We start from the raw sequence: 20959 nt of genomic DNA, 5'->3' as shown, positions 1-20959 counted from the left end.
TCCGGGGCAGCCGCATGTCACGCCGCGTTCTCCCCGGCCGCCTTGCGCGCCGGGGGTGTCCATCGCCCGAGGGCGATCTCCTTGTCCAGCCGCGCCTGGAAGTGCGCGTGCGCTGCCCGCATCTCGGCTTCGCGGTCGGCCTTGTAGAAGGGCGCGACGTAGCCGGCGGGGGGCGGAGTGTTGGCGGGGTCGGCGAGGTGGGCCTCGAAGTCGAGCCAGTCCTGCTTGGTCTGGCCGTGTCCGTAGGTGTTGAAGTTCTCGGCGATCTTGCGACCGTTGGCGTCGAACCAGGTCTTCGCCTCGTAGTCGTGCAGCTGCGGGTAGCGCGACTTGAAGATTGCGACGAGCTGGTCGGCGGTGATGCCGAGCCACACGGAGACGAGGGCGTCCAACTCGACCATGGCAGCACGCCGTTCGTGCTCTGTACGGAGCGGAGTGCTGTACTCCCAGGTGGACTTCAGGCCGGCGGCGAGGGGCGTCAGTCCCGGCCAGTCGGTGGCCCAGTCCTCGTAGCCCGCCCAACGGGGTTCGAACAGCTCCTCCCATAGAGGGGCGTAGTGGTTCGTCAGGGCGTTCAGGCGGAGGGTGCGGAGTAGGAGGGCGGGGGCGAGGGGATGACTGGGGTCCGGAGCGGGCATCTGCCTGGCGCCAGCTGGCGTAAGGTCAGCACGTCCAGTGATCCGCAGGAGATAATCAAGAGGCAGCGAAGCCCAGAAACCTGCATTGAGTGCGGTTAGGGTTTTGTCAGCCATGGCAAGCGATTGCACTGCGTGGACGTGAGCAGGTCCAGGCGGGATCAAAGCGGCATGCAAACTGCGACTACTGTTGAAGGGGATCATCCGTCGCCATGCCAAGCGGTAATACGACGTGGATGGCTTCCCGTTCCACGAGTCCTGGGCGTCAAGATACGAGTCGACATCGGTGGACCGTGCATGATTGGTCACTGGGACGAAATCCTCCGCCAAATCTGTTGGCGCGACAAGATTCCAGTCTCGATTGCTTCGGCAGGGAATTGCGGGCTGCTTCGAGAATGGTAGCGCCGCAGCGAAGTGAGGGCCTTGGAATATGACGTCTGAGATGTCGAGAACGGCCCGGTTTTCCCAGTGGATTAGACCGTCCTTCGTTGCATTGGTTTCGTTGTATCCCGGAGTGATCAACGGTTGGAATTCAGCGAGGTGAATGTGATAGTTGGATAGTGCTTCGATCGCTCCCTGCTCGCCGCTATGGACGGGGTACAGCAGAGGGGACTCTGACGGACTGTCTCCCGCACCTGTCAAATCCCGCCAACTTGCGAGCAGCGGCACATCCACATGCACAACGCGGTCACGATGCGGTCGAATGTCCCAGGAGCCGTTGTGTTTGATGCCAGGTGCCTCGCCATGTCCATTGTGAGTTAGCGAGTTTGGGAGCACGTCGGCGCCGCGCAGCTCGCTTACGTGCTGGAAACTGGGTTTCTGCGGTGCGCCGTAGATGTGCATGCCGAATTCCCAGCCGCGATCGAGATCTTCGAAGGCCCAGTTCGCTGAATTCACAAAATGGGCATGCATGCGGAGGTGTTGATACGTCTTGGCTCGGATCGCGCCCTCCTTTACACCGCCGAAGTGCGTATCCGGATGAAGCAACCCTGCACTTCCCTGCCTCGGGATGTTCTGCCACACTCGCGCCATGAAGGCCCGATAAAGATCCCCTCGGGTGCCGACAAGCAGCGGGTAGGTGGTCACGCTGCCGAGCACACCGGCAGCGCCCGCATGCGCGGACAACTCGCCCAGCAGGAAGTCTCGGTTGCTCTTACCCGATCCAAGGGTCTCTTCTTTGCGTAGCCGCCACTCTGCTGCGCCTGGCTTCTCTACTAGTGCGAACCAGGGTTCAAGCTCCGCCAGGACCAGATCCTCCTTCCAGTCCGGCCGAACCCACGGCGGGTTCCCCACCTGCAGGTCAAACCCACCCCGCCCCGAGAACACATGGGCGAACTCCAACTCCCAATGGAAGAAGCCCTGCCGCTTGGCCACGTCACCCGCAACACCCGACCACGGGAACCGGCTCTCCAGCCAATGCCACCGGTCCATGCCCATCCAGTCCGGCAACTCGTCCTCGTACCGCTCCAGCGCGTCGAGCGAGTCGAACGACGCCACCAGCGACTCCGCCGGTACGTCGTGCGTGCCAAGCAGCGCCTCGGCGAAGTCCAGCCAGTCGTCCAGGTTGGCCAGCGGGATCACCTCGCGGCGCTGGCCCGCGAACGCCTGCTCGCCCTGCCGCTTACCCTTCCGCCGCTTGTCGATGTCGCCGCGCTTGACCTTCTTCACCGTGACGTTGCCGAGGAGGTCGACCTCCTCGTACGTACGGATGACGTCCGACGCCCACCCCACACCGTCTCCGCCCTGCGACGGAGGCACGACCTCCGCCCGCTCGTACCGGCGGTCCGTGCCGTCCAGCAGCGCACCCTCCTGCACAGGCCAGAACCACAGCGCGCACCACGTGTCCATGAGCTTCTTCAGCCGCCAGTACGGCGTGTCCACCGCCGTCAGGTCGGCCAGCACCTTCTCCCGAGGCACCGCTTCCTTCGTCCGGCGCAGCCACTCGGGCTCCGCCTCCCACACGTCCACCCGCCGCGAGATCTCCCGCTCGGAGATCGTCAGGCGCTGCACCACCAGGTCCCACAGGTACTCGGCGCGCCGCGCCAGGCCCTGCAGCCGGGCCGTCTGCTTGGGCGTCGGGGACTTCGTGATCGCCTTGCGCCAGGCGCCGAGCGCCTTCGCAGCCTCCGGCGCGAGCGCCTTCGCTTCCTTCTCGGCGGCGACCGCGCCCCACTCCTTCGCCGGGAGGAGGAAGTGATGCACCGCGCCCTCCGGCAGCGGCACACCCGCCTGCGCGTCTGCCAGCGGGTAACGCTCCGGCGTCGTGCCCAGCCAGCCGCCCTTCTTCAGGTGCTCGGGGCCGTACACCTCGCGTCGGCCGCCGATCAGGGAGTTGCCGCGCCGAAGGTGGAGGCCGAACCAGGGGGCTTCCATGCCGGGATGCATGGTGTTGAGCCACAGGGAGACCTCGGCCAACTCGACCGCGGTCTCGTTGAGGTCGACGCCGTAGGAGTTGTGCAGGGCGATGTACGCCTTGGCCTTCTGGAGTTCGACGGCGTACTGCTCTGTGTCGATGGAGCGGCCGAGCTCCTTCTGCCGGCGACGCAGGTACTCGGCGGCGACCTGGTTGATGGCCTCGTTGAGGAACGCGCCCGAGCCGAGGGCCGGTTCGCAGATCTTCCAGTCCAGGAGCTCGCGTGCCTCGGTGACCGCGTCGTCCTGGTCCAGGCGGTGCTGGAGGGCCAGCTGCACGGTGACCTTGGTGAGCGACTCCGGCGTGTAGTACGAGGCGGAGGTCTGGCGGTCGCGGCCGGAGAGCCGGTAGACGAACGAGCCGGGCGCGTACCGGACGCGCACTTCCTCGCCGGTGTCCGGGTCGGGGCGGCGGACGAAGACCGCGTCCGGGTACTCGTCGGCCTTGGACTTGGGCACCAGCCAGGAGCCGTCCTTGGGGTCGCCGCCCTTGGCGACCTCGTACAGCTCCTCACCGGCGATGAAGCCGGAGTACGACATCAGGCCCTCGTACACGGCGCCGAGCTGGTTGATGCCCAGCTGGGCGTACGAGATGAAGCCGCCGCGTTCGCCCTTCTTGCCCTTGGTGAGCATGAGCTTGTGCAGGACTTGATACAGGGTGGCGTTGCGGAGTCGGGTGTCGAGGTACCGGACGCGCTCGCCCCGGGCGAGGGCCTCGTCGGCGTCGTGGCGGGGGTCGACGACGGTGTCCGCGCCGATCAGCTTGATCGAGTCCCGCTCGAAGAGCGTGGAGTGGAGGGGCTCGAAACGCAGACCGAGGTCCTCGCTGGTCTTCGAGCCGGCGGGGCCGGCGGTCTCGGCCTCCTCGGCGGCCTTCCCGTGCGTACGGCGCGGCCGGTAGCCGTCCTGGACCTTGCGGAACAGCAGGTCCAGGGACTCGTACAGGTAGAAGCCCCGGCGGGACTTCTCGTCGACGAGGTCCCGCTCAGCCACGAGCTCGCCGAGCCGTCCGAGTCCGTAGCCCTGCTGGTACTCGGGATAGTCGGAGGGCAGAATGCCCAGCTCGGGGCGGGCCTCGGCGTACAGCAGGAACAGGATGCGGTACAGGTACCGCAGCGACTCGCGCGTCAACTGGCGGCCCAGCTCGGGAAGCTCGCCGATGTCCTCCGGGCGTACGCCCTGCTCCCGCAGGCGCTCCAGGACCTCGTTGGCGATCAGCTCGACGCTCAGCCGCAGTCCGTCGCGCAGCTCGCTGGAAACACCCACCGCGTGCTTGGTGGACTTGCCGACGAGTTCGGCGAGAGGGTTCTCGCCGCCTTCCTCGGGAGTGCGGAGCGAGTCGGCGCCGAACAGCGCGGCGACGGTGTCGATCTCGCCGCCCGGCTGGGTGTCGTTGCGCTGGAGCGCGGTGTCCAGGGAGACGGCCAGGTAGCGGCCCTCACCCCAGACCATGCGATCGGCGAGGACGACGACTCCGCCGACGAGCAGCAACACGTAGCGCGGGGCCTCGTCGCAGGCGAACAGGAACGAGGCCAGCTTGGATCCGGTGACCAGGCTGTTCGAGCCGTCGAGGACGACCGGCTCGAGGAGACGGCCCGGGCCGTCGGGGTCCAGGGCGGCGTCCGTCTCGACGGCCCAGCCACAGTCGACGGCGACGAGGCCCTTCTCGGCGTGTGCGACCGAGATGTCGTAGCTCTGGCCCGCCCGCTCCACGGTGAGCGTGCCCGCCTTGGCGTCGTAGCCCAGAGCGCGCAGTACCTCGGCGTTGAGGGCGCGCACCCGCTCCCGCCAGGCGGGGGCGTCGTACGTCACCGAGTCGTCCCCGGTGTCGGGTGCCGAGGCGGTGCCCTCGGAGTCCTCGGGGAGGGCGAAGAACGAGCGGGCCCGGAAGTAATCGCGGCGCAGTGCCCGAAGCCCGGCCCGCGGGGTGACGGGCAGCGCCTGGGCGGCATCCTCGTGCGAGGTGTCCGGGCCGCCGGCAGGGGCCGCCTCGTCCGCACCCGTCGGCGGCTTGGCGGCTTCCTCCCGCTCCTTCCACATCTGGAGCAGGCCCGTCTTCAGGTCCTTGGGCAGTACCTCGGCCAGGTAGTGGGCCGAGAAGTAGTCGCCGCGGTTGACCAGGGAGTCGTACGTCATGACAGGGCTCTTCTCACAGGGCGGCGGGCGTGGCGGACGAGGATGCGGACGCGGCCGGTGGTGCGTCGGGGTCGGGCAGCAGCACCGCGAGGACGCGCAGCATCGGGCGCTGCCCGGTGGTCAGCAGGTCGTCGGCGAGATCGGTGAGCCGTCGCTTGGTGCGCTCGCCCTCGAGCGTGGGCTGCTCCCAGTCGCCGAGCCGCAGCTTGTGGCACTCGATCGACTCGCGCAGCGGCCGGTCCCAGGCGTCCCGGTGCTGTTCCATGAATGCCTCGGCGGCCTCCAGTACGGCCGGAATGGCGTCGACCAGCGGGGCCGGGTCCCGGTAGCGGAGCTTGTTCGCCATCGTCGGTCCGACTCCTGAGCGGCGCAGCAGGGACACCATGTCGTCGTCCACGGCTCCGCTTCGCGTCACGCCCATCCACTTGACGACCGTCGGCCTGCCCAGGGCGTTCGAATACACGCCTTGGACGAGATAGGTGGGCTCCGCCACCTCCGCCGTGATCATCGGCGCTTCCTGGCGACCGAGCCGCACAAGGACCTTGTCCGTCAGCCACTCGACGACCGGGTGGAGGTCGGTCAGCAGCGAGATCTCCGGCCAGCTGGAGGTGGAACCCGCCTCGCGGGCCCGTTGGAGAGAGTGCTGGGCCAGGCGGCGGTTGAAGGTGACCAACAGCCGTTCACGAAGCCGCTGTTCACGCAGATAGTCCACGGGCAGGGCCTTGAGGCGGTGGAGCAGGTCGGCCGGGGGACGGAAGGACAGCAGGCCCGACTGCTCGTCGCGGTCGAAGTCCAGGCGGTCGCGGGCGTCCGGATACACCTCGCGCAGCGCTTCGTCGAGGAAGTGGGCGGTCGAGTCGAAGAGGCGTGGCAGCACGGAGGCCGTGCTCGTACCCGTACCGGCATCGCCTCCGACCGACTCTTCGACGTCGTCGTCGGCCTCCGCCTTCGGCTCCTCACCGACCGAACCGAAGAAGTCCGCGAGGAAGTCGTCCATCGCCGCCGTGCCGACGTCCTCGCCGGACCGGTGCCCGTCCAGGGACTCGTCCACGGTCCTGCCGCGCAGCAGATCCTGGATGAGGGACTTCTCCTCGGTCTCCGCGCGGTACAGGCCCGTGACGGCCTCCGCCGTACCGAGCGAACGGTGTGCCTGGTCCTCCCGCTCCAGGAGCCGTTCGGAGACCAGGGTGTCGTCCTTCGCGCCCTCGGTCTCGCTGGTGAGGATCAGGGCACGGAACTGCGGTGGGTGCGCCTGCCCGTAACGGTCGATGCGGCCGTTGCGCTGCTCGATGCGGATCAGTGACCACGGCACGTCGTAGTGGACCAGCTGGTGGCACTGGCGGTGCAGGTTGACACCTTCGGAGGCCACGTCGCCCGTCAGCAGGACCCGTACCGGAGCACCGGCGAGCCCGAACTCCTCCACGACCTGCATCTGCTGTTCGTCGGAGAGACCACCGTGCATCACACGGAGGCATTCCTTGGCCGTGCGGCCCCGGAACCCGAGGGCGGCGGGCAGAACGGTCGCGAGCCACTCCAGCGTTTGAACGCGCTCGGAGAAGACCACGACGCGCGTGTCGGAGGACGGGCCGACACCGATGCCCTTCAGCTGTTCCACCAGTGCACCGAACTTCGCCGAGTCCGCCTCGGTCAGGTCCGCGGTCAGCTCCTTGAGCCGGCCTAGGGCGGAGAGTTCAGCTGCCGTGCCCTGCGGGTCGTCCTTCTTCTCCAGAGTCTTGGTGCGCGCCGTCACGGTGGCCTTGAGCGCCGCGTGGGACGAGAGGAAGGATTTCAGGAGGGTGTACGGGAAAAGGGGGACCGAGCTCACGGACGGGCTGCCGTCATGAGGGAGCCAGACGGTGGCCAGCTCCTTGAAGATCCTCTCCTCGGCCGGGGTGGCCGCACAGTGCACCGCCTGGGACGGTCCGCGATCCGCCCACTGGCCCTTCATCTGTTCGCGGACCTCGGTGCTGATCTTCGTACGACGAATGAAGAGGTGCTCGATGTCCTCGGCCCGGTAGTTCTCGGGGTCACGGATGGCCGCCGGGTCGAGCAGGGCGATGAGCTCGGCGAACGACTTCGCGTCGCCGTTGTGGGGCGTGGCGGAGGCGAGGATCAGCGCGTCGGTGCGCGGCGCCAGGGTCTGGGCGAGCTGGTTGCGCAGGGAGCCACGGTTGATCAGGTTGTGCGACTCGTCGATGACGACCGCGTCCCAGCGGATCTGCTCCAGGTGGTGTCGGTACTGGTCGGTGTTCTTCAGCGTGTCGATGGAGACGATCACCCGCTTGAAGAACGTGAACGGATTGCGGCCGGCGGGGATCTCTCGCTGGATCCGCTCGATGCCCACCGAGTCCAGACGGACCAGCGGAATGGCGAACCGCGTCCACAGCTCGTGCTGGAATTGCTCCAGTACGTGCTGGGGCGTCACGACGAGGATGCGCTCGCCCCGGCCGCGACGGATGAGCTCGGCGAGCGTCAGACCGATTTCCAGCGTCTTGCCCAGGCCGACCACGTCCGCGATCAGCAACCGCGGGCGCAGATTGGCGCCGGAGAGCGCGAGCTCGGCAGGTCGACGCTGGTAGGGAAGCGGATCCAGGAGGAAGGAGTCCGCGAGCGCGAGCCGCCGCTCGGACTGGGGCAGCGCCGTGCGGCGCAGCACGGCTTCCAGGAACAGCCGTGAGCGCCGGTAGTTGGGGGAGTCGTCCGCGATCAGCCGGGTGTCGCGCGGATCGATCAGTTCGACGGTGTCCAGACCCGTGAAGAACACGGCTTCCTGGTCCCGGACGAAGTCGGACACTCCGACCACTTCCACCTTCGTGCCGTCGTCCGTGGTCGGCACCGCGTTCCTGACCAGCCACACCTCGTCGCGTACGAGGACCTGCGCGCCGGCGGGGAACTGCTCCTGCCCAGCCTCGTCCGGTGCGTCACCGTTCTGCTCGGGGCTGGTCTGGACGGCGGTCACCCGTGACCTCCTTTGTGGTGTTTCTTGGCGGATGTGGCAGGCCCTCCAGTATCGCGGGTCCGCCGGCATCAACGGCCGTCGGTGTCAAAATGCGGCCCGCGCCGCGTATGCCTCGCGGAGCCGCTGGGCGGTGATCCGGGCCTGAGCCGAATGCAGTCGTTGCGCGGAGCGGCCTCGGGGCGAACGGGCCGCAGCAGGTGGGGCGGGCGCGGAGCCGTCTGCGCCTGCGGCGGGTTCCGGAGCGGCAGGACCGGGCGACGGTTCGGCCGAGCCGGAGCCGGATGCGGGACGGTCGACGAGCGTGGGCGTCCGCTCGGGGGCGTGCGGCGAAAGCACCATGGTCGTCCCCGTCCCGGCACCCGCCGGGTCCGTCGGGGCGGCGGCAAGTGACGGGGCAACAACCGTCGGCAACAGGCTGTCCAGCAGGGGCGAGGGGGACGCCGTGTGCGTCGTGAGCCGACGCCGTGCCTGGGCGACCTTGTAGCCCTGCGCCTCGATCACCGCGCGGCATCGCTGCACGACGTTGCCCAGGGCGGGCCGGTCCTCGGCCTGGTGGGCGAGCATGGCCGTCAGCAGGGGCACGAGCTCGTCGGGTACCGATGACAGGTCGGGGGGCGTTTCCGGGGCGGTGACCTGGTGGAAGAGGACGTGGATGTTTGCCGCCTGGTACGGGAGGTGGCCGGAAGCGGCGAACAGCATCACGGCGCCGAGCGCGTACACATCGACCGCAGGGGTCAGCGGCCGGTCACCCCTCGCTTGTTCCGGCGCCATGCACGACGGGGTTCCCACCACGGTGTTGGGGGCGGTCAGTGACACGCTCGACTCGGCGAAGACCGCCAGCCCGAAGTCGATGATCTTGGGCCCGTTGGGGCCGAGCAGCACGTTGGCGGGCTTCAGATCACGGTGCAGCAGACCTTGCTTGTGCACGGTCGTGAGTGCTTCGGCGAGCGTTGCCCCGAGGGAAGCGGTGAGCAGCGAGGGGAGGGGGCCGTGGAGCGCCACATGCCGGCTCAGGTCCAGCCCCTCGATGTACTCGGTCGCGAGCCACGGCGGATCGGCCTCGGCATCCGCGTCGAGGAGTGCCGCGATCCGCGCGCCCCAGATCGTCTTGAGGATCTCCACTTCCTGGGCGAACCGCTGTCGGGTCTCGGAGTCCACGACCGTCGGCTTGATCACCTTGACGGCGGCAGGCTCCCCGCCGGGGGACTCTCCCAGGTACACCTGCCCCATGCCACCGTGCCCGATGCGGCCGAGCAGCTCGTAGCCCCCGAGCTCGACGGGGTCATGCGGGCTCAGAGGGGCGATGTGCACGAGGGGCCTTTCTGCTCGGACGTGTGGGGGCGGAGCTGACGTGTCCGGTTGCACCGCACACGTTATCCGGCCGGAGAGAGATACCGCCGGGCTACCCGAGGTCCCGCCTGCGCTCTGCCAGGCAATGGAGCCACAGCTCGTAGGCCCGGTGCGCCTCCTGGAGCGTCTCCCGGGCGAAGGCCTCGTCGGCGAAGCCCCTGGCCGCAGCCTGTTCCACCACGCGCACCAGATGGGCGGCCACCCTACGGAGCCGCTCGGCGTGCACCTCACGCAACCGCGGTGCCAGCTCCTCCTCGCGGGCGGCCATCGCCATCAAGTCGTCGAAGCCCGCGTCGTCCGTGTACGAGGAAGGGAGGCTGGGCAGATCCGACGCGGCGAGACGGCACACAGCCGGCAGGGCACGCTTGGCCGCCTCCTCCTGTCCGAGGACGCGATGCAGCAGCAGGCGGGCCCGGTCCGTGTCGCGGACGCGATCGGAGACCGCTTCCAGGGCGTCCAGCTCAGGGCCGATGTCCTCCTCGGCCTCCGCGGTGAGCAGCGCACCCAACCGGGCGGCGATCGCCTGGCCGGTCTCCGACGCCTTGTCGATGACGTCGTAGCAGGCGTCGAGTTCTTTGAAGGCGCGTTCGGCCGTGCGGACAGCGGCCGTCACCATTGCCGAGGTGTCACCGTCGAATCGGCCGATCGCCCGGGCGAGCTCCGAGGGCGTCATGGAGACCGCCGCGGGGAGTTCCTCGGTGTGCCGCTGCCTGGTCGGCACGTTCGTTGTGTCGGCGCCCACCGTTCCCCCCTCGCTCCGACGGTATTCTGCCGTAGATCATGAACGTCGGCGGCCGCACACGGCAATGCACGGCCGGTTCTGTGACCGCCGAGGCATCGGGGATGGCCGGAAATGCGTGGAGAGATGCCGAAGTGGGCCACGAGCGCCCCACAATGCACCCGGCCGTACCCTCCGACCCAAGGACACCGATGCTCGATTCGTACCCGGAGTTCCAGTTGCGCCTGCCCTACGGCGGGCCAACGGCCAGAGGCCGGCTACTCTCCGAGAGCGGGACCAACGGCAGCCAGAAGATGAAGGTGCTCGCGGGCTCCGCGGCGCGACCAGATGTCGTCCCGTCGTTCCCGGAGAAGACACCTTCCTCGCACAGGCTGCGCGAACGGCTGATCGCGGACGGGGTGATACGCGAAACAGCCACGTGGCCGGGGTGGCTCGAAGTGGTCGAGGACGTGGAATGCAACTCCCCCTCCGCGGCCGGGGAAATCCTCGTGGGTCGTAGCTGCAACGGGTGGATGGAGTGGAAGACTGAGGACGGCCGACCGCTCGCCGACTTCCTCGACCAGGTGTGGTCGGGCCCCAGCCGCGCTTGGCTGGTGCGGGGGCCGCACTCCGCCGGTCCCGACCTTTTCCGGCGTGCCTGGCTCCCTGAGGGAAGGGTGTCCCTGACCGCCGCTCGCCTGCGCCCGGCCGCGACCCAGGGCATCAGCAAGGAACAGCTGCGTGCCTTTGTCGACGAGGATTACGGGGCGACGGCGACGTACACCGAGAAGCCGCAGCTCGTCGAGGAGCTGCACGCCTTCCTCTCCCGGATGCGACCGGGTGACACGGTGTGCGCGGTCTCCGACGGGCTGCTCTACCCCGGGAAGATCACGGGCTACGTCGAGCAGCTCGTCGCCGAGGACGGAAGCCGCATCCTCTGGCGCCCCGTGGAGTGGGGCGGCCACGGCTTTCCTCTGGACAAACTTCCGGAGGAGCTGCGTCAGAAGGTCTCGTTGCGTCACGAAGTGGTCGATCTCACCACGGTCAAGGCCATCGTCGACGGGCTCGGAGTCAGCGACGAGGAGCTGGTGGAGGAGGCCCTGGCCGACGGCGCCGGGATCAGCGCCGATCCCTTGGCCGTCACGGCCCGCCGCGAAGTGGAGCTGCCCGAGCCCACCGAGGAGCTGCGGGAGAAGCTCCACATACACCGCCTCGAATGGCTGCAGGAGATCAGGCAGCTGCTCGACGACGAAAAGCAGCTGATCTTCTACGGCCCTCCGGGGACGGGCAAGACCTTCCTGGCGCAGGAGCTCGCCGAGTTCTTTGGAGGCGGGCGGGAACAGGTCGAACTGGTTCAGTTCCACCCGTCCTATTCGTACGAGGACTTCTTCGAGGGCTTCCGCCCTCGCGAGGACCCCGGTACGCGGGAGGTCGCCTTCCGGCTTACGGCCGGCCCTCTGCGGGAGTTCGCCGAACTGGCCCGCAGGGAGGGGAACAGGCACATCCCGCACTTCCTGGTCATCGACGAGATCAACCGGGCCAACCTCGCCAAGGTCTTCGGCGAGCTGTACTTCCTTCTCGAATACCGGGACCGGTCGGTGCGGCTGACCTACTCCGACGAGGATTTCTTCCTCCCTCGCAACCTCTTCATCATCGGCACGATGAACACGGCCGACCGCTCGATCGCCCTCGTCGACGCGGCGATGCGTCGCCGCTTCGCCTTCGTCGAGCTGTCTCCTCGTATCGATCCGACCCGAGGGCTGTTGCGGTCCTGGCTGAAGGCCAAGGAGAAGGACCCCGAGCCCGCGGATCTGCTGGAGGCCCTCAATGCTCGCATCGACGACCCCGATTTCCGGATCGGACCGTCGTACCTGATGAAGCCCGGCGTCTATCGCGAGGGCGGCCTGGAACGGACATGGCGGACCAAGATCCTCCCGTTGCTGGAGGAACATCGCTACGGTGATGATGTGGACATCGAGGGTCGTTACGGTCTGCCGGCGCTCCGCAAGGCCCTTGCATCACGCATCGTCGCGCCGGAACCGGAAGAAGGGACCGGCCCGCAGTGACGTCCGACGTCCGGCTCGTCGAGCACGGGCCCGCGCGCTCGGTCCGGCTCCCCGATGTCGTGGGCCGCGCACTGGTCACCTCCAGGATCCTCGAAGAGGCCGGGCCGGACCCGTACGAGCCGGGCGCCTGGCGGCTGCGCGCCGGCAGCAAGGTCGGCGCCGTCACGCTGACCGCCCCGGGTGGCGAAGGTGTCACGGTGCGGATCCTCCCCAAGGTGCCCATCGCACGTCTGCTCTTCCTGATCGGCTACAGCAGCGACCCCCGGGGGTGGTGGCGGGACGGAGCCGTCGAACTGGCCACGCACGACGAATTGCTCCCGGCGTTCGCTCACACCGTCGAGCGCCAGATCGACCGCGCCCTGCGGCAGGGGCTGCTCCAGGGCTATCGGACGGCCGAGGAGTCGTCCCCTGTCGTACGCGGACGATTTCGTGAGGCCGAACAGATCCGGCGCCGCTTCGGAATGCCTCTGCCCGTAGAGGTGACGTACGACGAATTCACCACGGACATCGCCGAGAACCGCCTCCTCCGCGCGGCTGTCGACCGGCTTCTGCGCCTCCCCGGTGTCCACCGGACCGTACGTACGCGCCTGATGCATCAGCGGTCCCGGCTGATGGACATCACACCGCTCATCCGGGGGCAGACACCACCCGGCTGGCATCCGACGCGGCTCAACACCCGCTATCACTCGGCACTCCACCTCTCCGAGGCGGTGCTGAGGGGATGGTCGGCCGAGCACCTGCCCGGTCAGGTGCGCATGAACGGATTCCTGTTCGATATGAACGGCATCTATGAGGACTTCATCTGTACGGCACTACGGGAGGCCATGCGCCCCTACGGTGGCAGAAGTGTCCTCCAGGCCCGGAGCATCCACATGGACGAAGGGGATTCGATCCGCCTGCGACCCGATTTCGTCTGGTACGGAGAGACCGGCACCCCACTGATCGTCGCGGACGCCAAGTACAAGGCCCGCAGAAAACGCGGCTTTCCGAATGAGGACCTGTACCAAATGCTGGCCTACTGCACTGCCCTGGGGCTGCCGGAGGGGCACCTGGTGTACGCGAAGGGCAACGCTCCACACATCAGCCACCGTGTGCGACATGCCGGTACAGTCCTCCATCAGCACGCCATTGACTTGGAACAGCAGTCCACGGGGTTGCTTGCCGAGATCGACGCGCTGGCTCGGCACATGCTTCGCGGCTCAGCAATGTCGCGTCAGGACAGCGCGCCCTCTGGGAGTTCCTTGAATACCTGAGCCGGTGCATGGGACGCACGGCCGCGCATCTCGAGTGGGTGACAGCTCGTTGTACCGGATTTTCTCCGATTGGGTGGCTGCTCCGCATGATTCCGATGACGAATCACATGGAGCACCGACCAAGCGTCCCCCAGGCTCCGGGGGCCGGCAGTCTCCCGATCCCGACCCAAAGTCCCACAGACGCCGACGAATCCCCTCCTGGCTCGCATACATCCAGGTCACGAGGGGATTAACGGCGTTGTATCTGAGGCTGCTCAAATGTCCCGGAAGAGACCAGCCAGCGCGGTGACCTGCTATGTCTGGCCGTCGCAGGTCGTTGACCTGCGTGAATGCCCTTTCGGTTGTTTCACGCTCGTACTGGCTGATGCGGCCGGAAGTCCCAGGAAAGTCCCAGAGAACTCCCATGGGCGGGAGCCGCTCTTTCTGCTCCGTACAGGGCATGCGAGTGGATCGACGGTCTGACTAGAATGAACGGCAACGCGCAGGTGCTCGAATGGTTCGCAGCCGGTGATGAGCATCCTGCAGCCTGGCGCCGGGGGATTGGCGGTCGGCTTATGTCTTGTGTGATCGGCGGTTGTAGGGGGCAATCGGAGTGGCAGGGAAGCACTCGTGGAGGTCACTGAGGACAGCCGCTACCAGTTTCGACATGGAGTTGAACGCCAAGGTCACAGCAGGTACGAGAAGTACAGTGCCCCGCCCTCCTCGCGGTAGCGGCCCCGGCCGCGCTTTCCGTAGGGGTTGGGGAGCACCTGGATGGCCATCTTGTGAGGGGTGAGGGCATGGGTGACTACCAGGAGGCGCCAGTGGTCGTTGCCCGCGTGCTGGCGGGCCGCGCGGACCTCGCTGCTTCCCAGCTCGAAGCGGCCGCCTTCGCCCTGGGTTGCCTTCACCTCGTACAGGTAGGGCCGGCTGCCGGAGCCGATCCGGAAGTCGAAGCCGAGGTTGTCGTCGCCGGACGGGCCGGGGAAGGCTTTGCGGCGGTTGCTGGACACCCAGCAGGTTTCGTCCAGGCGGTCCGGGTAGCGCGCACACAGCCACTGATATGCATACCACTCGCCGACGTACCCGATGGCCTCCCGCTGGGCGTTGGTCAGCCCGTTGTCCGTGCCGTCCCCGTACTGTCGCCCGCGCGTGCGACCGGTGGCCCGGGTGCGCTCGGCCTGGGGGCGGGGGTCTGTGAAGCGGAGGGGCCCGGTGGTGGTGATGCCTGGCGCCGAGCCGCTCTGCAGGATCCGGTCGAGCTCGCGGGTGAGTGCGGTGAAGTCGTCGGAGTACACGTCGAAGTCGCGGCCGCCGACGGAGATTGACCGCCGTTTGCGCTCCCGCTCGTGGTGCTCGTGTTCCGCCGCGTCGCGCACCCCTTTCAGGTCGGCCTCGGACAGCCCGTGCCGTTCGGGATCCGTCGCCACCGCCATCCCGTCAGGCCACTGGCCGAGGGCCGCCAGCCAGCCGACGACATCGGTGGGGGACAGGGGTCGGAAGTCGAGCGCGCCCGCGGCCTCCAGTTGCGCGGTGACCTCCTGGGCGGGCTCGTCTCCGGTCAGGGCCGCCGGCAACGGATGTCCGGCTGCCCTGACCAGCACCACGAGTTCAGCGGCCAGACTGGTGATCGTACGGAAGTTCGCGCCGCGTACCTGGTCGGAGGCAGGTAGGCGTTCGCCCGACCGGGGCAACGGCACCGAGCGGCCCAGGTGCAGCGCCAGCTGCTCCTCCACGTGTGCTTCCAGGATCCCTGTGTCGGACGTGTCCATGGTGTACGCCCATGCCTCCGGCGCGGTGATCCAGTCCAGCGCCCGGACCGAGGGCCAGTCGGGCATCGGACGGCGCGCGTCAAAGTCCTCCAGCACTGCCCAGCGCAGCCGGTTGACGAGCTCCTTCTTACGCAGGCCCAGATAGGTGCGGAGCGCCTCTTCGTGCTCGGCGGCGTGGCTGACCGGGCCCAGGGACGGGCTCATCGCGCGCAGCGTGTCGTTCAGCTCGGCGAACCCGATGCCCAGGGCGCGCCGCAGTTCGTCCGTACCGCGGGCCGCGCGGGCCTTGGCGATGAACTCGGATACGGGGACCGGGAGCTGGGCGGCGTGCTCCGCGAGGTGGGTCTGGAGCTCCCGGATGTCGCCCGGCGGCGGCAGGAACAGCGAGTTCGCCGTCTCCGTGCCGAGCAGGTGGACGAGGAAGGGCCGGCAGCGCTCCAGGACCACGCCGATGGCCCCGTCGATCCGGCGGCTTGTCTCCTCGACCTGGTGAGCTGTGACTTCCAGGGCGTCGGCCAGCTCTTCCTTGCCAGGGTCGCGCAGGTCGGTGTGGCGGGAGGCGAGTTGGCGGGCGGCGAGGCGCAGCCGGTCGCCGAGATCCCGCCGTCCCAGCAGCTCGGCGACCGCCATCACGATGCGGGTGGTCTCGGGCCAGCCCGGCTCGCCTGCCGGGGTGAGTACGAGCGGATGCTTTGGATCGGGCAGCGGCAGCACTCCGCCGAGGCGGCCCGGCAACGTCACAGGACCGCCGTCGAGCTCGATGTCCCAGGAGCGGTAGCGGTGCAGACGTATGCTCCGGACCAGGGATGTTAGCTCGCTGAGTTCGGCTTCGCTCGTCCGGGGGCCGCGCGCCAGGTGGTCGCAGAGGACACCCACGGCCAGCGTGAGCCAGGGCAGCTGCTGGACCAGTGGCTCTCCCATGGCCGCGGGGTTAACCCGCGTGCCGTCCACGGTCACCGTGAACATCAGGTCGTCGGTGTGCCGGACGGTGGCGGAGTGTTCGGCCGCCAGCAGCTCGGCGGCCTCCGCCGAGACACCGGGAAGGGTGAGCAGGGGGCGCGCCATCTCCCGTATCAGCAGGGGCGTCAGGCCGTCGCGTTCACCGCTGACGTAGAGCACGGTCCCGGCATCACCATCGCCATCGCTCTCCCCGCCGTCCAGGGCGGACAGCGGTACGCTGATCAACTGATCCCCGGACTCAGCGAGCAGACTGGCGCCCTCGGGCAGTGCGGGATGGGACCGCCGTACGAGGTGACCCCAGGCGCGTTCGTTGGCGCGCTGCGCTGCGGGCCGGTCCTCGGCCCCCAGCGCGCCCTCCGCCGCGAGCCGTCCCAGCGCGGCGATGAGGCGGTCGCTGTCCCGGGGGTCGTCCCAGGTCGGCAGCCGCATCTCCCGCAGGCGGTCGCCCACCTTTCCGCGTTCCAGGAGGTGGCGCAGCCGATGGTCGACGGCCGGCGCGTAGGAAGGCTCCTCCTCCAGCCCGGGCGGGCAGTGCCAGGCGTCGGCCGGCCGGACGAACCGGACGGCCCGGTCGCGGCCCCGCACCGGGAGCCACGGCTGCTCCCGGACGAAGGCGCCGAGCGGGGTCGGGACCCGTTCCCTGTCCAGCGAGCTCTGGCTGCCGGCACTGGTCCAGACGCTGGTGAACCTATCGTCATTCCAGATGGCCAGGCCGTGCAGGATGAGCCGTGCGTACGCCAGCCGGGCCTCCTGCCCGAGGTGTCCGACGACGTCCTGGCCGGGGAGCCGCCAGGCGGGGGTTCCCCGGTACGGCGTCCGGGGGTAGCAGGCACCGGACCAGTTGCGGACGTGTGGCTTCCACTGCTCCCGCACCTCGGCGGACACCTTCGCCATGCGGACCACCTGCCAGGCAGTGAGCTCCCGACCTTGGCCTATCCAGTTCGAGGCGTTGGAGGACTTGACCGGGACCAGCCCGTCGGTCACCCCGGCCTCCAGGAGGAACGCCCGCCACTCCTCGGTCTCGCCCCGCTTGGCGAACTTCTCGGGTGTGGCAAGGAGTCGTCCGGCGATCGCCTTGAGGCTCTTGGACACGTCCTGCCCGGCGGCGACCACCGCCGCCAGGTCCTCACCGACGGACGCGCGGCCCCAGCCCCGGCCGAAGACGGCGCCGCTCGCCCTGATCAGCCGGCCGTTCGCCGACGGTACGTACAGTCCGAGCGAGGAGATCTCCGTCCCGCCCAGTGAACGCTGCGGCTGCCACAGCCGGAAGACGGACCGCAGGGTCTGGAGCCGCAGCCGCACATCGGTGCTTGTGCTGAGTGCCTGCCGCACGTGGTCCAGCAGGCCCCTCGTGTCGTACGGCCGGACAAGTCCCTCCTGCTCGAGGAAGGCGCGGGCAGACCATCCGCGCGTACGCTCGCCGCGGTCCCTCCAGACCAGCCCCGGGTGCAGTGCGAATAACCGCTTGCCGAGCAGGGCGGGGATGGATGGCGCCTTGGTCTGGTTCGCCTCTGTACGCGCCGGCTGGAAGAACGCCTCGCGGCGGGCACCCTGACCGCTCGGCTTGCCCTGTGCGCGTGTACTTGTGGCTGTACCCGTCCTGTCGAGGGGACGGTTGGTGTGCCGCAGTGTGTGGTCCTCCGCGAGCAGCAACTGCCTGCCGTGCAGGACGTGTCCGTCGTCCTTGAAGAGGTCGGCCAGGTCCTCGTACAGCGCGCTCCACTGCTTGGGAGACTCACCGGGCCGGGGGAGAGGAAGGCCGCCGACGATCCGTTCCACGTACTCGGCGAGGATCTCCGGGCTTGGCTCCCACGGGCACGTGAGGGCCTTGCACAGGGTGGCCAGCCGTTTCAGCCGGTCGCCGCCGATGTCGGGGTCCGCCACTACGATCCCGGCCTCGTGCGCCCGGTGTGCTGTGAGGACGGTCAGGTCGAGGTCCGGCCACAGGGCCGCGCCCCGGGGCGGGGCCCAGCCCGCCTCCGGCGGGGCGCCGTCCGCGGCGAAAACGGGCACGAGCGGTACGTCGGCGAGTTCGCTCCCGTGCACGCGCGGAGCCGCCGCGCGGAGCCGCCCCGCCGAGCCCTTCTCGCTCTCCCAGCTCACCAGGTCCACGGCCAGTTGCCGCATGGACGGCTCGGGCATGGTACGCAGTACCGCGGCGGCCGCCAGACAGGTCTCGGCGACCGCGTCGAGCAGCAGCACATTGAGGGGGTTGTCGGTGGGAAGCCCGGTGCGGTCGAACTTGGTGAAGAACGGGGCGTTCATGTGCCCCGGGAGCGGCGCGGCCTGGTCCTCGCCCATCGGCAGGAAAGTGTAGATCTGCCCGCGTCGCGGTCGGCGCGGGGCGGGCAGCGGGAGCGCGACCTCGACGACGGCGGACCGCTTCCACTCCTGCCACGTGTCGTCGAGAAGCCCGGAGCCCACAGCATCGGCGAGCGTGCTGTTCAGCCGTTCCTTCTCCACGGTGCCCCGCACTACGAGAAAGGTGCCGGACGGCCCCAGGTCCACGGTGGCGCAGGAGACGGGAAGCCCGTGCCCGGCGCCGTCTTGCGCCACCGCGAAGCGCTCCTCGGAGCGGGTCAGTTCGTACCGCTCGTGCGTCTCATGGCGGTCATCCAACTCGCCCGTCTCGCCACCGGCGGACCGCCGTTCCAGCGTCAGGCCGGCGAGCCGGTCGAGGAACAGCATCACGGGTACCTTCGCCCCCGCGAGCTCGCGCATCCGCAGCCGGACCTCGGCCCGGGCGGCCTCGCCCAGCAAGGGCAGCCGGACGACGGTCACGTACCCCTGGGCGGCGAGCTGCCGACAGGTCGCAGGCACCTCGTCCAGCGACAGGGGCGCCTGAAGCGGCGGATACTTGGCGGCCATCTCATGAGCGTTGTCCTCACCGGCGAGGAACTCCTCCACGTCGACCGTCTGCGCGAAGCGGAAGCAGTACCCGTCCAATTCCGAGCCGAGCGGTTCGTCGGGGTCTGCGCTGTAGATCTCGGGCGCGTCGCTGATCAGCAGGATGCTGCGGAACCCGACCCCCTTGTTCCCGATGCCCTCGCCGACCTCCTTCGAGCTCTGCGCGAGCTCGCAGACCCGCTCGACGTCCCGCCAGGTGAAGGGCGTGCCGCCGTTGGCTACGTACAGTGTCCCCCACTTGCCCTCCGCCTCGTCCAGCAGGACGTGGACTCGTCCGTCGCGGCGGTCCCTTGGATGTGCGTCGTAGCCGTTCTGCAGCAACTCGAAGAGCGAGCGGCCGGCGTACTCTCGCGCGCTTGTGTACGACACGGCGTTCACCTGCCGTGCCATACGCAGGACTTGTTCCGACCGGGCCCCCTCCAGCACGGACCGGCCGTACTCCCGCAGCTGCTCGGCCCGGGCGTTCCTCGCCATGGTTCTCCCCTCACCTGAGCGTGATGAGGACGGTATCCCGCCGCACTGACATCGGGGGCCCGTGTGGTGCGCTGCTCGGAGCTGAGCTTGATGTTTCGGTCCGCTGTCGAACGGGCTCGAATTTGTTCAGGGATTTCCCTTTTCATGGCGTGTCCGTGAGGCCGGGCCTGATCCTGCGAGGAGAGGTTGCCGTGGCGCGTGAAGGCCAGATCGTGGAACGGGTTGAACACGGGGTGCAAGGCCGTGTTCGCAGCGGTGACGGCATGGCGGACCGAGTTGTACTCCTGCCTGCTTTCGCGCGATGTCCTGTTCGAGCTGTGTGACGCGTTGCTGTGCATGGTCGGTCCGGTCCGCACGCTCGTGGACCTGGCCCCCATTCCCGAGCACCGGCGTGGACACATGCCCTCTGCGGCAGGCTGACCAGGGCCGAATCGATGCCGCTCGGCTGCGTCGGGCTCTGGTCGGGGTGTCGTTGCTCCGGGCAGCTTGATGGCCGACTGCCACACCTTTGGCCGGGGCCGAGTTGGCCACGGCAGCACGTCTGCTGGCCTAGCTCGGTGTGTTGGTTGAGCTTCGCCGTGCCGCCTCCGCTGCCTGCACCGTCTTCGCCGCGTGGTCAGCCGAGTCGGCCAAGTTCCGAAGTGCGCGGGAGACCCGGCTGAGGACGTTCACAAGATGGTCGGCGCGGGGGTGTTCTGCTGGTGCTGGTGCGGGAGTGGTGCTATGGGACACGGTCGGCTTTTCGGGAAGGGGGCGCTGGGGGGCTGCGTCACCTGGCGCCGGGGGCTGACGTGTCGGGCGGAAACGCGACACCTCCCACCCGAACTGCATGACGGTGTTATTCGAATAGCGCTACGGGAGGGATGAGGTATGAACGACACTCACTCGTACAGGCGCGATGTAGTACGCCCCGTTGTCATTGATTCTCCGCAGCGCCTGCTCCTCCTGATCCCGTCTGACTCCGACGGTGCAACCTGTTGGACGTTGCCGAAAGTTCTCATGCGCCCCGGCGAAACCATGCGCCGCGCGGCAACCCGTCATCTGCGTAGCATCTGCCGCCTCCCTCCGCTGCGTATCTCGCCTCTCATCGGTCGGCTCCCTCGCACGGACGCGGCGGAAGGTGTGCAGTACGTCATCGTGGTCCGTCCCGCCGCGGAAAGCTGGCCGTCGGCCGTGCGCTTCGCTATCTCCCCGGACGCCTGCTGGTGGACGACTGCGATGTTGCGCTCCGGCCAAGTGCAGGTCGAGCCCGCTGGACTGCTCGACTTCATGGACGGCTACTGGGACGGCTGGCTGCCGGACGGAGAGATCTCGCTCGAGTAGCGCCAGGCCGCCGTT

Annotated in this window: 8 protein-coding genes; 3 read left to right on the top strand and 5 right to left on the bottom strand. The window is 68.5% G+C overall.

Annotated elements, in window-relative coordinates; translation table 11 throughout:
• Positions 1–17: 17 nt before the first annotated feature.
• From ACH4FX_RS34450 to ACH4FX_RS34435, 4 genes are all read right to left on the bottom strand, one after another.
• Positions 18–5183 (bottom strand): class I SAM-dependent DNA methyltransferase, encoded by a 5166-nt coding sequence (locus ACH4FX_RS34450; RefSeq protein WP_398485383.1) that lies wholly within the window; start codon positions 5181–5183, stop codon positions 18–20.
• A gap of 13 nt (positions 5184–5196) precedes the next feature.
• On the bottom strand, positions 5197–8142 hold the full coding sequence (locus ACH4FX_RS34445) for a DEAD/DEAH box helicase (protein ID WP_398485382.1): 2946 nt from the start codon (positions 8140–8142) through the stop codon (positions 5197–5199).
• An 84-nt stretch (positions 8143–8226) separates the two neighbouring features.
• Complete coding sequence (locus ACH4FX_RS34440; RefSeq protein ID WP_398485381.1) at positions 8227–9453, bottom strand: serine/threonine-protein kinase; 1227 nt, start codon at positions 9451–9453, stop codon at positions 8227–8229.
• A gap of 91 nt (positions 9454–9544) precedes the next feature.
• Complete coding sequence (locus ACH4FX_RS34435) at positions 9545–10213, bottom strand: hypothetical protein (protein ID WP_398485380.1); 669 nt, start codon at positions 10211–10213, stop codon at positions 9545–9547.
• A gap of 209 nt (positions 10214–10422) precedes the next feature.
• Between ACH4FX_RS34435 and ACH4FX_RS34430 the strand changes: the two genes are divergently transcribed.
• Both ACH4FX_RS34430 and ACH4FX_RS34425 read left to right on the top strand, forming a co-directional pair.
• Positions 10423–12276, top strand: a complete 1854-nt coding sequence (locus ACH4FX_RS34430) for a DUF4357 domain-containing protein (RefSeq protein WP_398485379.1) — start codon at positions 10423–10425, stop codon at positions 12274–12276.
• On the top strand, positions 12273–13529 hold the full coding sequence (locus ACH4FX_RS34425; protein WP_398485378.1) for an McrC family protein: 1257 nt from the start codon (positions 12273–12275) through the stop codon (positions 13527–13529). The genes ACH4FX_RS34430 and ACH4FX_RS34425 overlap by 4 nt, the downstream gene beginning before the upstream one ends.
• A 665-nt stretch (positions 13530–14194) precedes the next feature.
• On the opposite strand, the gene ACH4FX_RS34420 is transcribed toward ACH4FX_RS34425, so the two are convergent.
• The gene (locus tag ACH4FX_RS34420; RefSeq protein WP_398485377.1) at positions 14195–19621 is read right to left on the bottom strand and encodes a sacsin N-terminal ATP-binding-like domain-containing protein; all 5427 of its coding nucleotides are present in this window, start codon (positions 19619–19621) and stop codon (positions 14195–14197) included.
• Between the two features lie 870 nt (positions 19622–20491).
• Between ACH4FX_RS34420 and ACH4FX_RS34415 the strand changes: the two genes are divergently transcribed.
• Positions 20492–20944 (top strand): hypothetical protein, encoded by a 453-nt coding sequence (locus ACH4FX_RS34415; protein WP_398485376.1) that lies wholly within the window; start codon positions 20492–20494, stop codon positions 20942–20944.
• Positions 20945–20959: the final 15 nt, after the last annotated feature.

Origin of the sequence: Streptomyces sp. NPDC018019 (assembly GCF_044327805.1) — a bacterium.
Classification (GTDB): domain Bacteria; phylum Actinomycetota; class Actinomycetes; order Streptomycetales; family Streptomycetaceae; genus Streptomyces.
This window is presented reverse-complemented; position numbering and strand designations above follow the sequence as displayed.

Coding starts and splice junctions, on each gene's coding strand:
- ACH4FX_RS34450 (WP_398485383.1), bottom strand. CDS start 5,183: ATGACGTACGACTCCCTGGTCAACCGCGGCGACTACTTCTCGGCCCAC.
- ACH4FX_RS34430 (WP_398485379.1), top strand. CDS start 10,423: ATGCTCGATTCGTACCCGGAGTTCCAGTTGCGCCTGCCCTACGGCGGG.
- ACH4FX_RS34420 (WP_398485377.1), bottom strand. CDS start 19,621: ATGGCGAGGAACGCCCGGGCCGAGCAGCTGCGGGAGTACGGCCGGTCC.
- ACH4FX_RS34415 (WP_398485376.1), top strand. CDS start 20,492: ATGAACGACACTCACTCGTACAGGCGCGATGTAGTACGCCCCGTTGTC.